Origin of the sequence: Pseudomonas kermanshahensis (assembly GCF_014269205.2) — a bacterium.
Classification (GTDB): domain Bacteria; phylum Pseudomonadota; class Gammaproteobacteria; order Pseudomonadales; family Pseudomonadaceae; genus Aquipseudomonas; species Aquipseudomonas kermanshahensis.
The window spans coordinates 1,745,844-1,759,667 of sequence record NZ_JABWRY020000001.1 but is presented as its reverse complement, the minus strand read 5'-3'; the positions used below and the strand labels follow the sequence as shown (position 1 = coordinate 1,759,667).

Sequence of the window (13,824 nt, the reverse complement as noted above, 5' to 3'; positions counted from 1 at the left end):
TAGCCTGAATACAACGCTGCATACATAGCGGCACTCATTAGAATTATCGCGCTATTTTTTTGCTTGCTCTTCTGCCTACAAAAACAATCACCGGAGAGACTCAAAATGCCACGCCCCCCTTTCCCCGCCGTCCCGTGTCTCGCTGCAATTCTGCGGCTGCTGCCTAAAACACAGCGGGCCTGAAAGCCCGGTAACGCCTGCTGACATGCCGAGGGCCCTGGCCAGGGGCGACCTCGCGGAGACGACTGTCATGAACACGCCTCATTTAGTGGCTGCCCAGCCACTGACTTCGCTCACCCCGAATTCCGTCAACGGCGGTGATTTCATCCAGCTGCGTGACGTTCGCAAGGCCTATGGCGAGCAACTGGTGGTGATGGACCAGATGAACCTGGACATGCGCGCCGATGACCGGCTGGTGATCATCGGCCCATCCGGCAGCGGTAAAAGTTCGTTGCTGCGGGTGTTGATGGGCCTGGAAGGTATCCAGGGCGGCACCATCCGCTTCCAGGGCAAGCCCTACATCGATGGCTGCCGCAAGCAAGGCAAGCCGCTGGATGAAACCCTGCACAAACAGATCGGCATGGTGTTCCAGCACTACACCTTGTTCCCGCACCTCTCGGTGCTGGGCAACCTGATCCTCGCCCCGGTCAAGGTGCATGGCCTGAGCAAGGCCGAGGCCACCGAAAAAGCCCGCGCCTACCTCGCCCGGCTGGGCCTGGAAAGCAAGCTGCACGCCTACCCCAGCCAGCTCTCCGGTGGCCAGAAACAACGTGTGGCCATCGCCCGCGCACTGATGCTCGAACCGCGGCTGATGCTGTTCGACGAAGTCACCTCGGCACTCGACCCGGAAATGGTCATCGAGGTGCAGAACGTGATGCTGCAACTGGCCGAACAGAAGATGGCGATGGTCATCGTCACCCACGACATGCACTTCGCCCGCCACATCGCCACCCGCGTAGTGTTCTGTGCCAACGGCAAGGTCGTCGAGCAGGGCCACCCAGACCAGCTCTTTACCGCCCCGCGCGAACCCCGTACCCGCGAGTTTCTGGAAAAAGTCCTGCACCTGGACTGAGGGCGCTCCGATGAACTACCAATTTGACTTCCACTTCCTCAATGGCAGCCTGCCGGCCCTGCTCGACGGCCTCAAGGTCACCCTCGAGCTGGCCCTGGTGTCCAACCTGATCGGGCTGGTGTGCGGTTTCGTGCTGTGCCTGATGGCCCTGAGCCGATGGTTCTTCATCCGCTGGCCGGCGCAGCTGTTCATCGAGTTCTTCCGCTGCACCCCGGCGCTGTTGCAGATCGTCTGGTTCTTCTACTGCGTTCCGATGCTGTTCGACGTGTTCATCGACCCGATCGCCATGGGCTTCCTGGCCCTGGGCTTGAACCTTACGGCATTCAATGCCGAGGCCTACCGCGCGGGCGTTCAAGCGGTACCGCGCGAGCACCTCGATGCCTGCGTGGCACTGGGCCTGAAGCCCTGGCAGCGCACGCTGTACGTGGTGTTGCCGCAATCGCTGCGCAGCGCCTTGCCGGTGCTGATCACCAACGGCATCGGCACCCTGCAGCAAAGCGCGCTAGTGGCGATCGTCGCCGTCGCCGACCTGATGTACGTCGGCAAGAGCCTGGCCACCGAGGCTTATCGCCCGTTGGAAACCTACACCCTGATCGCCCTGGTCTACTTCGCCCTGTCCCTTCCGATCGCCCAGCTGGTGCAGTGGTTCGAGCGACGCCAGGACCTGGCTGCCCAGCGCTGAGGAGACAGCCATGCCACTCGATTTCTCGGTTGTTCTGAACTACTGGCCAGTGCTGTTGAAAGGCCTGGCCCTAACCTTGGCATTCACCGGTATCTGCGCCCTGCTGGGCAGCCTGCTGGGCTTTGTGGTCAGCCTGCTGCGCCAGGTCAAGACGCCGCTGCTGCGCCTGCCGCTGACCCTGTACGTGGAGTTTTTCCGCGGCACGCCACTGCTGATCCAGCTGTTCTGGGTGTTCTTCTGCTTCCCGGTGGTCTTCGGCCTGAACATCCCGCCCTATGCCTCGGTGTTGATCGCCCTGACCTTGTTCATGGGGGCAATCACCAGCGAGACCTTCCGCGGCGCGCTGAAGTCCATCGCCAGCGAACAGCACGACGCCTGCACCGCCCTGGGCCTGACGTCAAAGGTGAAGGTGCTCTATGTGATCTTCCCCCAGGCACTGCTGCGCGCCGTGCCCCCGCTGCTGTCGAACGTGGTCAGCCTGTTCAAGGAGAGTGCGTTGATCTCCTCGGTTGGGGTCGCCGACTTGATGTTCGTCGGCCAGAACATTTCCAACAGCACCGCCCGCCCGGTCGAGTTCCTCTCGGCTGTGGCCGTCATCTACTTCCTCGTGGCCTTCCCGCTGACCCGCCTGGTCGGCGTGGTCGAAGGGCGCCTGCTGCGTCGCTACGCCTACTGACCTGACTGATCTGAAACCAACCCCGGAGACGACATCATGAAACTCAACGGTATCCTGCCTGCCTTGGTCACCCCTTTCGACGCCGCGGGCAAAGTCGATCACGACACCCTGGCCTCGATCCTCGAGCATCAACTGGCCGCAGGGGTCAGCGGTTTCGTGCCACTGGGCTCGACCGGCGAATACTATGCACTGGCCAATGACGAACGCCGTCAGATACTGGCCACCGTCAAAGAGGTGGTCGGTGACCGCGGCACCCTGATCGCGGGGGCCAACGGTTCGTGCACCCGTGAAGTGCTGGAGCAGATCAAGCAGACCGTCGACGCTGGCTACACCAACCTGCTGATTGCCCCGCCGTACTATGCGCTGCCGTCCCAGGAAGAGCTGCTGGCCCACTACAACACCATCCTTCAGACCTTTCCCGAGATCAACGTGGTGCTCTACAACTACCCCATCCGCACCAACGTCGAAGTGGGCCTGGACGTGATCGCGGCGCTGCACCAACACCCGCGTGTGATCGGCATCAAGGAAAGCAGCGGCAACCTGTTGCGTGCCATCGAGATCGGTGAGAAATACAAGGGCATGCAGTTGTCCTGCGGCTCGGACGACCAAGCGCTGGACTTCTACCTGTGGGGCGCCGACAGCTGGATCTGTGGCCCGGCGAACATCTTCCCGGAGAAGGTCGTGGCCTTCCACAAGGCCTTTACGGCTGGCGATATCCGCGGTGCCCAGCAAGTGATGCGCAGTTTGTTCCCAGCCATGGCCAACCTGGAAAGCGGCAAGTTCGTGCAAAAGGTCAAGTACGGGGCGGAGCTGGCAGGCTTCAAGGTTGGCAATGCCCGTGCGCCGCTGCTGCCGCTGACCGATGAAGAAAAGGCCGAGTTCCGCACGGTATACGAAGCTTCGCAGCAATAAGTGCCAGGGGCCGCTTTGCGGCCCATCGCGGGCAAGCCCGCTCTCACAAGGAGCGGCGCAAACCTGTAGGAGCGGGCTTGCCCGCGATCGAGGGCGCAGCCCTCGCAACAACGTAGAGCCTGCACCATGAACAACCCGCACCCTTCAGCGCAACAGGCCATCGTCATCGGTGGCGGTATCGTCGGCGTCTGCTGCGCGCTGTACCTGCAGCGCGACGGCCACCGGGTCACCCTGGTCGACCCCGCCGCCCCTGGCGACAGCACCGCCAAGTGGAGCTGCGGCCAGATGGCGGTCAGCGAAGTCATCCCGCTGTCCAAGCCTGGCATCTTGATGAAAATTCCTGGCTGGCTGCTCGACCAGAAAGGCCCCCTGGCCCTGCGCCCCAGCGCACTGCCTGGCATCCTGCCGTGGTTTCTGCGGTTCCTGGCCTGCGCGCGCACCTCGAAGATCAACCAGATCGCGCAAGACATGGCCCGGCTCACCCAGCATGTCTACGACGACTATGCGCCGTTGCTGAACGCCTGCCCCGACAAGACCCTGCTAGGCGACCGCCCCATCCTTGAGGTATTCGACTCCCCGGCCGGGCTGGCCCACGAACGCCCTCACCTGGACCTGCGCAAGCAGCTTGGCTTCAAATCAGAAGAGCTGGACGGCGCGGCCATCGCTGACCTGGAGCCGGCCCTGGCGGGCAAGTACCAGCATGGTTTGCTGTTCCCCGACTGGCGCGCCGTCAATGACACCGAAGGGTTTATCGCGGCCCTGACCACAAGTTTCATTGCCCAAGGGGGCGTGCGCGTGCGCCAAGCCGCGGTGAAGATCGACCACACCCACGACCGCGCCACCGGCGTGACCCTTGCCGACGGCACGCGCTTGCCGGCCGAGCAGGTTGTCGTCGCCGCCGGTACCGGTGCCCGCGCGTTTTTCGACACCCTTGGGGTCAACATCCCGCTGGCTGGGATTGCCGGCTACCAGGCGGTATTACCCCAGCCTGGGGTTGAGATCCGCCATTCGGTGATCTATGCCGACGGTGGTTTCTGCTTTGCCCCCATGACCCGTGGCCTGCAGATTGGCGGCACCCTCGAGTTCGCAGCGCCAGGCGCCGAACCGAACTTCAAGCGCGCCGAGATCATCATGGAAAAGGCACGCCGGGTACTGCCGCAACTGAACACCCAAGGCATGCAGTTTGGCGTCGGCTACCGGCCCTTCCTGCCGGACACCAAACCCGTCATCGACCGCGCACCACGCCTGCACAACGTGGTCATGGCCTTCGGGCATGGCCAACTCGGCCTCACCCTCGGCGCCACCACCGGCCGCCTGGTTGCCGACCTGGTCGCGCAGCGCACGCCCGCACAAGACCTGAACGCCTTCAGCGCCCGACGTTTCGCACTCATTGGAGGAGCAGCATGAATCGCTACGACCAGTTTTACATCAATGGCCAATGGGTCAGCCCCATCCTGGGCGCACGCTTCCCCTCTTTCGATCCCAGTGACGAAAGCCTGATCGCGCAGGTGGCGTCCGGCAGTGCCGAAGACATCGACGTGGCCGTCAAAGCAGCTCGCGTTGCCTTCGACGAAGGCCCATGGCCACGCCTGAGCGGCGCCGAACGTGGCGCCTACCTGCGCAAGATCGCCGAGGGCATCCGTGCCCGCCAGGAACAATTGGCCACCCTTGAAGTGCGCGATAACGGCAAACCCTTTCCGGAAGCGATGTGGGACATCGGCGACACAGCGGGCTGTTTCGAGTTCTACGCCAACCTGGCTGAAGAACTGGATGAGAAACGCGAAAAACCCATCGCGCTGTCCGATGACCGTTTCAGCTGCGTGGCGCGCAAGGAACCCATCGGTGTTGCCGGCGCCATCGTGCCCTGGAATTTCCCGATGCTGATGGCCGCGTGGAAGATCGCCCCGGCCCTGGCGGCGGGCTGCTGCATCGTCCTCAAGCCCGCCGAGCAAACCTCGCTGACCGCGCTGGAGCTCGCGCGCATCGCCGATGAAGCCGGCTTGCCTGCCGGTGTGCTGAACATCGTCACCGGCCCCGGCACCACCGTCGGTGCAGCGCTGACCGCGCACCCCGGCGTAGACAAACTGGCCTTCACCGGCAGCGTGCCGGTCGGCAGCCGCATCATGCAAGCGGCCGCACAGGACATCAAGAACGTCACCCTGGAGCTGGGCGGCAAGTCGCCATTCGTGATCTTTGCCGACAGCGATATCGAAGCTGCGGTCGAGTGGATCATGTTCGGGATTTTCTGGAACAAGGGCGAGGTCTGCTCGGCCACCTCACGGGTGCTGGTAGAGCGTTCGGTGTACGAGCCGTTGCTGGCACGCCTTGCCGAAGAAACGCGCAAGATCAAGATCGGCAACGGCATGGAAGAAGGCGTGCTGCTCGGCCCGCTGGTCAACCGTAACCAGTACGATGGCACCCTGCGCGCCATCGCCCGGGGCCTGGAAGAAGGTGCCCGCCTGGTGGTGGGCGGCGAGCGCCCAGCACACCTGGACAAAGGCTTCTACCTGCAACCCACAGTGTTCGCCGACGTGCCGGAACACAGCTGGATCTGGAACGAAGAAATCTTTGGCCCGGTGGTGTGCATCCGCCCCTTCGACAGCGAACAGGAAGCGATCGACGCGGCCAACAACTCACGCTTCGGCCTGGGCGCCGCAGTCATGTCCAAAGACCTGGCGCGCTGTGAGCGCGTGGCCCGCAAGTTCCGCGCAGGTATTGTCTGGATCAACTGCTCCCAGCCGACCTTTACCGAAGCCCCCTGGGGCGGTTACAAGCAAAGCGGGATTGGCCGCGAGCTGGGTGAATGGGGCCTGAACAACTACCTCGAAACCAAGCAGATCACCCGCTACGACAGCGAACAGCCTTGGGGCTGGTACATCAAGTGAGGTAACGCCATGCGTTGGAAACAGACCCTGCAACTGGCCGAAGTGCACTGCGAGGGCGAAATCGGCAAGGTCATCACCGGTGGCGTTTTGGGCATCCCCGGCGCCAGCATGCTGGACAAGATGAACTACATCAACGAGGTCGACGACAGCCTACGGCGCCTGGTGACGCTGGAGCCGCGTGGCTGCCTGCAGATGTCGGTGAACCTGCTGCTGCCGCCGACCCACCCTGATGCACACGCCGGGTTCATCGTGCTGCAGGCCGACAAGGCCCACCCGATGTCCGGCAGCAACTGCATCTGCGTGGTCACCGCCCTGCTCGAACTGGGCATGGTGCCGATGCAGACGCCAGAAACCACCGTGGTGCTCGACACCCCGGCCGGCCTGGTCACCGCCCGTGCCCAGTGCGCGGACGGGCGCTGCCTGAGCGTGTCGCTGGACATGGTGCCGGCGTTCGTCGAGCACCTGGACCTGGCCGTCGAGACAGAAGCGTTCGGCACGATCAAGCTCGATGTGGCGTTTGGGGGTGTGTACTACGCGCTGGTAGACGTCGAGCAGACCGGGTTGTCCATCAACCCGGAGAATGCCCGGGCGTTGGCCGACGCCGGTGTGGCGTTGAAAGACGTGATCAATCGACAGCTGAACATCCAGCACCCGTTGCTGCCGTCGGTCAACGAGGTGGCGTATGTGATGTTCCGCAATCGCCTTGATGAGCGCACCTACCAAACCTGCACGACCCTGCCGCCTGGCCGGGTCGACCGCTCGCCGTGCGGCACCGGCAGCTCGGCCAACCTGGCCACCTTGGCGGCACGCGGCCTGGTGCAGACGGGTGACGAGTTGGTGTCGCGCTCGACCATCGGCGGGCAGTTCCAGGTCACCCTGCTCGGGCATACCGAGGTCGCCGGCCGGCCTGCGGTGCTGCCGCGGGTAACCGGGCGCGCCTGGCTTTACGGGCTGCAGCAGTTGGGGGTGGACCCGGATGACCCGCTGGCGGCCGGGTTCATGCTCAGCGATACCTGGGGCGCGGGGACTGCCTGAGCCGCAGCGGCCTCTCGCCGGCACGGCTGCGAAGGGGCCTGCAGCGCACTGCAGATGAAAACAACAAAGACCGGCCTGTATGATACGACCGAGCCCAACCGAGACCTGATGATGGCCAAAGACACCGAAACCGAAGGCGCGCCACGTCGCCACAGCGGTCGCTACATATACGAGGAACTGCGCAAGCAGATCCTCACCCTCAAGCTCAAACCGGGCGTGCAACTGGACGAAGTCTCACTGGCCGCGCAGTTCGGGCTCTCTCGCTCACCGGTGCGTGATGCATTGGCACGGCTCATCACCGAGGGGCTGGTGGTCATCCTGCCGAACCGCACCACCTTGGTCACCCCCTTCGAGATCGAGGAGTTCCCCAATTACATCTCGGCCCTGGACCTGATCCAGCGCGCCGTCACCCGCCTGGCTGCAACCCAGCATCGCGCAGAAGACCTGGACGCCATCCGCAACGCCGACGCGGCGTATCTGGAGGCCGTGACCAGTGGCGACTTCCAGGCCATGTCCGAGCTGAACAAGGCCTTCCACATGGCCATCGCGCAGGCCGGGCGCAACCCCTACTTCATCAACTACTACGAACGCCTGTTGAGTGAAGGCCAGCGCCTGCTGCACCTGCACTTCGACCACGTGGTCAGTTCGGCCACCGCCCACCGCCTTGGCCGTGACCACGATGAAATGATCGAGGCCATTGCCGCGCGCGATGCCAATGCCGCAGAAGCTGCGGCGCATGAACATACGATGCTGTTCCAGCGCCGGTTCCTGGATTACCTGCAGCAGAACCTGACAGCGCGCATGTCCATCGCCTGACCCCCTTATCAGCACCCGCTGACACCGCCAGGGCTGAGACCGCTCAGCCCTGTTGACACACTCACACCCTTTATCAGCCTGCATGCAAACCTGCATACATTAAATCAGGAGTCGAAAATGCAAAGATTCGTGAACAACGTGGCGATCGTGACCGGTGGCGCTGGCGGCATCGGCTCTGCCATTGCTGGCCGGCTGGCCAGCGAAGGCGCAACGGTGGTGGTCAGTGACGTCAACCTCGAAGCAGCAAAGGCAGTGGCGCAGGCCATTGAGCAGGCCGGCGGCAAGGCGCACGCCATCGCGGCGGACATCGCGTCGGGCGAGGCCTGCCGGGGCTTGGTGCAAGAGGTCGCAGCAACGTTCGGGCGCATCGATGTGCTGGTGAACAACGCCGGCATCAACCGTCGCGGCAACCTGCTGGCCTTGAGCGAAGAGGATTGGCACAGCAGCTTTGCGATCAACCTGGATGCCATGTTCCACCTGTGCCGGGCCGTGCTGCCTGGCATGATCGAAGCGGGGGGTGGCGCGATCGTCAACACGGCCTCGCAGTGGGGCCTCTACCCGGCACCTGGGCATATTGCCTACAACGTCACCAAGGCGGCGGTGGCGTCGTTTACACAAAACCTGGCGCGCGACTATGCGCCGCATAAAATCCGGGTCAATGCGGTATGCCCCGGCGAGATCCACACGCCCATGCTTGAAGCCGGCGTGCTGCGGTCGGGGCGCACCATCGCCGACCTGGACCGCATGGTCCCGTTCGGGCGCATCGGCAAACCGGAAGAGGTCGCCGCCCTGGTGGCCTTCCTGGCTTCGGACGAGGCGGCGTTCATGTGCGGCTCGCTGGTCGAGATCACGGGCGCGCAAGCGGTGGCCTGACTGCAGCATGCACCCCCAGGTTAGGAGCAGCCTTGTGCTGCGAAGAGGCCGGTAGCAGCAGTAAAGATCACTGTGCTACTACCGGCCTCTTCGCAGCACAAGGCTGCTCCTACCTCTATCAGCGGAACTGATACTCCAACCCGGCGCCCGCATACCACGAACGCCCCGGCGCAGCTTCGTAGTAGCGTGCGTTGCCGTCACCCACGATCACCGACCCCACATACTGCCGATCAAACAGGTTGTCCAGGCGGATCAACTGGTGGAACGTCCACGGCCCCGCGTGCTGTTCGAAGCGCGTCCGCCAGTTGAAGACGGTATAGGCCGGCGCCGGTTTTGCGGTATTGCTGTCCTCCACATACACCTTGCTGCGGTACTGCCCTTCAACCCCCATGCTGACAAACGTCGCTGGCTTCCACACGAGCTCGCCGAACAGGTTGTCAAGCGGCACGCCCGGCAGGCGGTTGCCATCCTCGATGGTCTGCGTGCCTTGGGCGAAGTCTTCGGCGTAGCGGGCATCGGTGCGGGTGTACACCACGGTCGTCTGCCACTGATCGCTGAGGTCGCTGTGCAGGCTCGCCTCAAACCCGCGGCGCAAGGTCTTCCCGGCGTTTCGGTAACTGGTACGGCCGTCGGTGGCGCTGGCCACCACGATTTCGTCATCCGTATGGATTTCGTAAACCGCGGCGTTGAGCCGGGTACGTTCGCCGAGCCGGTATTTGACGCCCACTTCATACTGGGTGCTGGAGGCAGGCTTGAGCCCGAAGTTGAAGCGTTCAACCAGGCCAGGGGCGTAGGCCATTTCGGCCTGGGTCGGGGTCTCGAAACCCTTGCCGACACTCACGTAACCACGCACATCCGGCGTAAACGCATACATCACCGACAGCGATGGCGTGTTCTGCTGGTACGTCTTCTTGCCACTGGAATCGCCATTGGCCAGGTAGTGGTCATCGACGCGCATTTGCATCGAGCTGTGGCGCAGGCCAAGGTCAGTGGTCCAGTTGCCGAGTTCCCAATGCGCCTGGATGTAGGGGTCCAGGCTGGTGGCGGTGTCTTGCTCGTCACGCCGCAGCTCACCTTTGACGCCCAGCGTGTCGCCGCTGAAGTTCTGGAAGCCGCGGCGGTCGTCCTTGCTCTGGTCATAGTCGGCGCCAACCGTGACCGTGAGGTTGCCGGGGGCGGCTACAACCGGCTGTATCCAGCGCAAGGTGCCGCCGTGAAACGCACGGTCGAAGTCCACTACCCCACCGCCACGCTGGCTGTTGGAGGCCACTGTCTTCGGAATGGACAGGTACTGCACGACGCTACGCTGCCCCGCGTAGAGGTTGAACTGCAACGTGGCATCGCCGAAATAGCGCTCGTAGTTCATGCCCAACTGCTGATGGTCGATGCTCTTGCGGGTGTTGTAGATATCCGCCACCGCCGCGGTGGAACGAGGGTCATGTTTATAGGCGTCCCAGGTTTGCCCCAGCGGGTCTTGCGTGTTGTTCTGTTCGAGGCTGCTGTAGATCAGCGCCAGGCGCGAGTCAGCGTCGGGCCTTACGTGCACCTTGGCGAAGGTCTGGTCGCGGCGGGCGGCGCTGTGGTCACGGTAACCGTCGGTGTCCATGCGCGATGCATCGAGCACGAAGCCGGCGGTTTCGTTGCCGCCCTCGGCCGACAGGTGATTCTTGTTGAAACCGTCGCTGCCAAAAGTGGTTTCGGCCCCTACCCTTGCAGGCCCCTGCCCGTCCCGGCTGAACATCTGGATAACGCCGCCGGCGTTGCTCCCGTACAGGGTCGCTGCGGGGCCGCGCAACACTTCGATGCGATCGGCCACATCCAGGTTGAGCGAGGCGGCCTGCCCCTGGCCGTCTGGCGTGCTGGCAGGGATACCATCGCTCAGCAGCTTGAGGCCGCGAATACCAAAGGCCGAACGTGCGCCGTAACCCCGCGATGACACTTGCAGGTCTTGCGCATAGTTCTGCCGGTTTTGCACCACCAGGCCCGGTACCTTGGTCAGCACTTCTGAAAGATTGACGCCCAACTGGCCGTCGGTCCCGTGGGAAAGGTCCACGGTATCGATCGAAAAAGGCAGGTCGAAACTGCCGGTTGGCGCGTAGGCGCCAGTGACCACCACCGGGTCGGTGATCACGACATCGACTGCCTCGGTGCTGGCATGGCTCAACGGGCTGATGCTGCCGGTCAGCAACAGGGTCAGGCCTGTGCGCAAGGGGGCAGGTCGATGCAAACGCAATGGGTACATGTGAAGCTTCCTGAAGCTTGGGCCTGACCGATTTCGCGTCATGCCCAAGGCGTCACTGCTGTGTCCAGGCACAGAGCGCGCGAATGAATGCGGAGAGGTGATGGCACAGATGGTACCAATCCTTCACCTCGGCCACACACTCTTTTGCCTCACAGGCAGTTGCGAATTTACTTACGGTGAAATACTGTACGCACATACAGCAAAAACAAGGAAATGCCTGTGGCCAGCACCTCCTCAGCAACACCGAGCAGCTATGAACAACTGGGCGTACGTATCCAGAAGATCATCAACAGCCCCACTGCCCAACGCAGCCGTGCAGCGCTGATCTTCCGCCTGGAGCAAGAGTCCCCGGATGACTGGGAGACCCTGCTCCAAGAGATCGCCGAGAACGACAACGTCACCCTCGCCCATCGCGACGATGGCGGCGTGCAGATTTTTTGGACCGTGCCCAAGGAAGACTGACTGCGCATGAGAGTTTCGCTTTTCGCTGCAGCCTGCCTGCTGTTGTCCACCCCGTTTGCCCACGCCGATGCCCCACGCACGTTCCAGGAGGCCAAGAAGGTCGCCTGGAAGCTGTACGCGCCACAATCGACGGAGTTTTATTGCGGCTGCAAGTACAAAGGCAACAAGGTTGACCTGGCCTCTTGCGGCTATACACCGCGCAAGAATGCCCAACGGGCTTCGCGCATCGAATGGGAGCACATCGTGCCGGCCTGGCAGATCGGCCACCAGCGCCAGTGTTGGCAGGACGGTGGGCGCAAGCAGTGCTCGCAGCACGATGAGGTGTACAAGCGCGCCGAGGCCGACCTGCACAATCTGGTGCCCAGTATCGGTGAGGTCAATGGCGACCGCAGCAACTTCAGTTTCGGTTGGCTGCCTCAGCAGCATGGCCAGTACGGCAGTTGCCTGACCCAAGTCGACTTCAAGGCCAAGAAGGTCATGCCACGCCCTTCGATCCGCGGCATGATCGCACGCACGTACTTCTACATGAGCAAGCAGTACAACCTGCGCTTGTCGAAGCAGGACCGGCAGCTGTTCGAAGCGTGGAGCAAAACGTACCCCCCGCAGGTATGGGAGCTGCAGCGCAACCAGCAAGTGGCCTGCGTGATGGGCCACGGCAATGCGTTTGTCGGGCCAGTGAACCTCAAGGCCTGCGGCTGAAGCTCAAGCCAGTGTCTGCAGGTAGGCGCTGGCCTCCCGGTAACGGGCCAGCCGCGCCAGGTCGGCGGGGCCAGGAACTGGGATGCGCGAGAGGTCGCTGTTATCGGCCAGGTCGGCCAGTTTGACGGTGCGCGCCAACGGGTCACCACCAAGGCGCTGGACGAAGTCTTGGTAAGACTCGCCATCACGCCGGCTCAGCGCCAGCAGCGCGGCAAGAATTTTCAGTGCAAAGCCTTCACGCGCCAAGTCGGACAGGGTCATCGGCGTGTCTTCAATTACATCATGAAGCACCGCGACGATCCGCTGCTCGGGCGTGGAAACCCGCATCATCACACGTAGCGGGTGCAGGATATAGGCCGCCCCACCCTTGTCGTATTGCCCTTCATGCGCCCTGGCAGCCACGGCAATGGCCCGCTCCAGTGTAGACATGAGGCCCTCCCCGTTCAGCTCTCCCAGTGCAAGCATAGCCCGCACGGGCATATACGCCCAGCCTTTGTAGGCGCAGCCTTGTGCTGCGAAGAGGCCGGTGCAGACGCCCTGTATTCAGGTGGCTGCACCGGCCTCTTCACAGCACAAGGCTGCGCCTACACGGTGTGGGTTGTGGGGTTAGCGCTGGGCACCATGCTGGATGACCACCGAATCGGTGCCCAGCTTGGCCATCACCTCGGCCTTGCGCGCCTCGGCCTCTTCCTTGGTCGGGAATGGCCCCATCAACACCACCGGCTTGCCGTTGCGGTATTCGACCGAAGACGGGATACCCTTCTCGATCAGGCGCGCCGTCATGTCGCTCAAGGCACCCATGTTCGCCCCCTGCACCACTTCGACATCCCAGCCTTCCGGGGCCGGCTCACCGGCCAGCGCCTCGGCGCGGCGCTGCAAGTCGGCACCACCGCACAGCTCGCGGATACGCAGGTTGTTGCCGCTGTCGTCGACGATGATCTCGTATTGGCCATCACGCTTGATCGCCACGTAGCTGCGGTAGGCTTCGTAGTGCCCGGCGTCGTCCTTGCCGCGAACCTGACCGCAGATGGTGCCATGGGTGTCGATCCGCACGTTGCCGAACTTGGCAGTCTTGGGGTTGTGCAGGTGCTCGGCCACCTGTTTGTGCACGCCTTCGACTTCGTTCTCACAGCCCGCCAGGGCGAGCACTGCCATTACCACAGCCAGTTTGCGCACGCGTGTACCTCCAGATTCGAAGAGGCGGATTCTAGCATGCCGCCCCCGGGCAAGGACCGCGACCATACGTTACACCCTGCTACCGCGATGCGCCGACCACCGCCCCCTGCGCAGCCACGGCCCGGGCACTGATCGCCATTTCTTATCCCCCTGATAAAAAACTTGAGGCAGCCGAAACCGGGCGTTTCAGACAACAATCCAGGCAGTCGTACGACGACGTATGTCCAATAATAAAAAGGTGACCCCATGCCCCGCTTATACCTAAAGGTGGATGTTGCTGTCCGCGCTCTCGCA

The 13,824-nt window shown here is 63.0% G+C and carries 14 protein-coding genes; 11 read left to right on the top strand and 3 right to left on the bottom strand.

The annotated features are described in order from the left end of the window. Window positions 1-250: 250 nt before the first annotated feature. From HU764_RS08125 to HU764_RS08085, 9 genes are all read left to right on the top strand, one after another. Window positions 251-1,072 carry an amino acid ABC transporter ATP-binding protein gene (locus tag HU764_RS08125; RefSeq protein ID WP_099454653.1) on the top strand — a complete coding sequence of 274 codons (822 nt, stop codon included), beginning with the start codon at window positions 251-253 and terminating at the stop codon, window positions 1,070-1,072. A 10-nt stretch (window positions 1,073-1,082) separates the two neighbouring features. Next, window positions 1,083-1,754: an amino acid ABC transporter permease gene (locus HU764_RS08120; RefSeq protein ID WP_099454654.1), complete on the top strand. Its 672-nt coding sequence runs from the start codon at window positions 1,083-1,085 to the stop codon at window positions 1,752-1,754. 10 nt (window positions 1,755-1,764) lie between these two features. Beyond that, window positions 1,765-2,430, top strand: a complete 666-nt coding sequence (locus tag HU764_RS08115) for an amino acid ABC transporter permease (RefSeq protein WP_099454655.1) — start codon at window positions 1,765-1,767, stop codon at window positions 2,428-2,430. A gap of 36 nt (window positions 2,431-2,466) precedes the next feature. Continuing rightward, window positions 2,467-3,342: a dihydrodipicolinate synthase family protein gene (locus HU764_RS08110; protein ID WP_186680028.1), complete on the top strand. Its 876-nt coding sequence runs from the start codon at window positions 2,467-2,469 to the stop codon at window positions 3,340-3,342. Window positions 3,343-3,468: 126 nt separating this feature from the next. Further along, window positions 3,469-4,749: an NAD(P)/FAD-dependent oxidoreductase gene (locus HU764_RS08105; RefSeq protein ID WP_186703296.1), complete on the top strand. Its 1,281-nt coding sequence runs from the start codon at window positions 3,469-3,471 to the stop codon at window positions 4,747-4,749. Then, entirely contained in the window at window positions 4,746-6,227 is a 1,482-nt protein-coding gene (locus HU764_RS08100; RefSeq protein WP_186703297.1) for an aldehyde dehydrogenase family protein, read from the top strand. Before HU764_RS08105 ends, HU764_RS08100 begins: the two co-directional genes overlap by 4 nt. A gap of 9 nt (window positions 6,228-6,236) precedes the next feature. Then, window positions 6,237-7,262, top strand: a complete 1,026-nt coding sequence (locus tag HU764_RS08095; RefSeq protein WP_099454659.1) for a proline racemase family protein — start codon at window positions 6,237-6,239, stop codon at window positions 7,260-7,262. Window positions 7,263-7,316: 54 nt separating this feature from the next. Next, window positions 7,317-8,078 carry a GntR family transcriptional regulator gene (locus HU764_RS08090; RefSeq protein ID WP_238348802.1) on the top strand — a complete coding sequence of 254 codons (762 nt, stop codon included), beginning with the start codon at window positions 7,317-7,319 and terminating at the stop codon, window positions 8,076-8,078. Window positions 8,079-8,195: 117 nt separating this feature from the next. Then, window positions 8,196-8,951: an SDR family NAD(P)-dependent oxidoreductase gene (locus tag HU764_RS08085; protein ID WP_186680041.1), complete on the top strand. Its 756-nt coding sequence runs from the start codon at window positions 8,196-8,198 to the stop codon at window positions 8,949-8,951. A 118-nt stretch (window positions 8,952-9,069) separates the two neighbouring features. Here the strand turns inward: HU764_RS08085 and HU764_RS08080 are convergent, their stop codons facing one another. After that, window positions 9,070-11,193, bottom strand: a complete 2,124-nt coding sequence (locus tag HU764_RS08080) for a TonB-dependent receptor family protein (RefSeq protein ID WP_186703298.1) — start codon at window positions 11,191-11,193, stop codon at window positions 9,070-9,072. Window positions 11,194-11,412: 219 nt separating this feature from the next. Here HU764_RS08080 and HU764_RS08075 point away from each other — a divergent pair, with 219 nt between their 5' ends. Together HU764_RS08075 and HU764_RS08070 are read left to right on the top strand one after the other, a co-directional pair. Beyond that, window positions 11,413-11,655: a DUF1654 domain-containing protein gene (locus tag HU764_RS08075; RefSeq protein ID WP_186703299.1), complete on the top strand. Its 243-nt coding sequence runs from the start codon at window positions 11,413-11,415 to the stop codon at window positions 11,653-11,655. A gap of 6 nt (window positions 11,656-11,661) precedes the next feature. After that, the gene (locus tag HU764_RS08070) at window positions 11,662-12,354 is read left to right on the top strand and encodes an endonuclease (protein WP_099454663.1); all 693 of its coding nucleotides are present in this window, start codon (window positions 11,662-11,664) and stop codon (window positions 12,352-12,354) included. Between the two features lie 3 nt (window positions 12,355-12,357). Here the strand turns inward: HU764_RS08070 and HU764_RS08065 are convergent, their stop codons facing one another. Continuing rightward, window positions 12,358-12,783 (bottom strand): GTP pyrophosphokinase, encoded by a 426-nt coding sequence (locus HU764_RS08065; RefSeq protein ID WP_027596108.1) that lies wholly within the window; start codon window positions 12,781-12,783, stop codon window positions 12,358-12,360. A 177-nt stretch (window positions 12,784-12,960) separates the two neighbouring features. Continuing rightward, window positions 12,961-13,530 carry an SPOR domain-containing protein gene (locus HU764_RS08060; RefSeq protein ID WP_186681123.1) on the bottom strand — a complete coding sequence of 190 codons (570 nt, stop codon included), beginning with the start codon at window positions 13,528-13,530 and terminating at the stop codon, window positions 12,961-12,963. Window positions 13,531-13,824 lie beyond the last annotated feature (294 nt).

Bases quoted from the DNA above. Each gene is read 5' to 3' on its own strand.
- HU764_RS08125 (WP_099454653.1), top strand. From the start codon at position 251: ATGAACACGCCTCATTTAGTGGCTGCCCAGCCACTGACTTCGCTCACC.
- HU764_RS08120 (WP_099454654.1), top strand. From the start codon at position 1,083: ATGAACTACCAATTTGACTTCCACTTCCTCAATGGCAGCCTGCCGGCC.
- HU764_RS08115 (WP_099454655.1), top strand. From the start codon at position 1,765: ATGCCACTCGATTTCTCGGTTGTTCTGAACTACTGGCCAGTGCTGTTG.
- HU764_RS08110 (WP_186680028.1), top strand. From the start codon at position 2,467: ATGAAACTCAACGGTATCCTGCCTGCCTTGGTCACCCCTTTCGACGCC.
- HU764_RS08105 (WP_186703296.1), top strand. From the start codon at position 3,469: ATGAACAACCCGCACCCTTCAGCGCAACAGGCCATCGTCATCGGTGGC.
- HU764_RS08100 (WP_186703297.1), top strand. From the start codon at position 4,746: ATGAATCGCTACGACCAGTTTTACATCAATGGCCAATGGGTCAGCCCC.
- HU764_RS08095 (WP_099454659.1), top strand. From the start codon at position 6,237: ATGCGTTGGAAACAGACCCTGCAACTGGCCGAAGTGCACTGCGAGGGC.
- HU764_RS08090 (WP_238348802.1), top strand. From the start codon at position 7,317: ATGAAAACAACAAAGACCGGCCTGTATGATACGACCGAGCCCAACCGA.
- HU764_RS08085 (WP_186680041.1), top strand. From the start codon at position 8,196: ATGCAAAGATTCGTGAACAACGTGGCGATCGTGACCGGTGGCGCTGGC.
- HU764_RS08080 (WP_186703298.1), bottom strand. From the start codon at position 11,193: ATGTACCCATTGCGTTTGCATCGACCTGCCCCCTTGCGCACAGGCCTG.
- HU764_RS08070 (WP_099454663.1), top strand. From the start codon at position 11,662: ATGAGAGTTTCGCTTTTCGCTGCAGCCTGCCTGCTGTTGTCCACCCCG.
- HU764_RS08065 (WP_027596108.1), bottom strand. From the start codon at position 12,783: ATGTCTACACTGGAGCGGGCCATTGCCGTGGCTGCCAGGGCGCATGAA.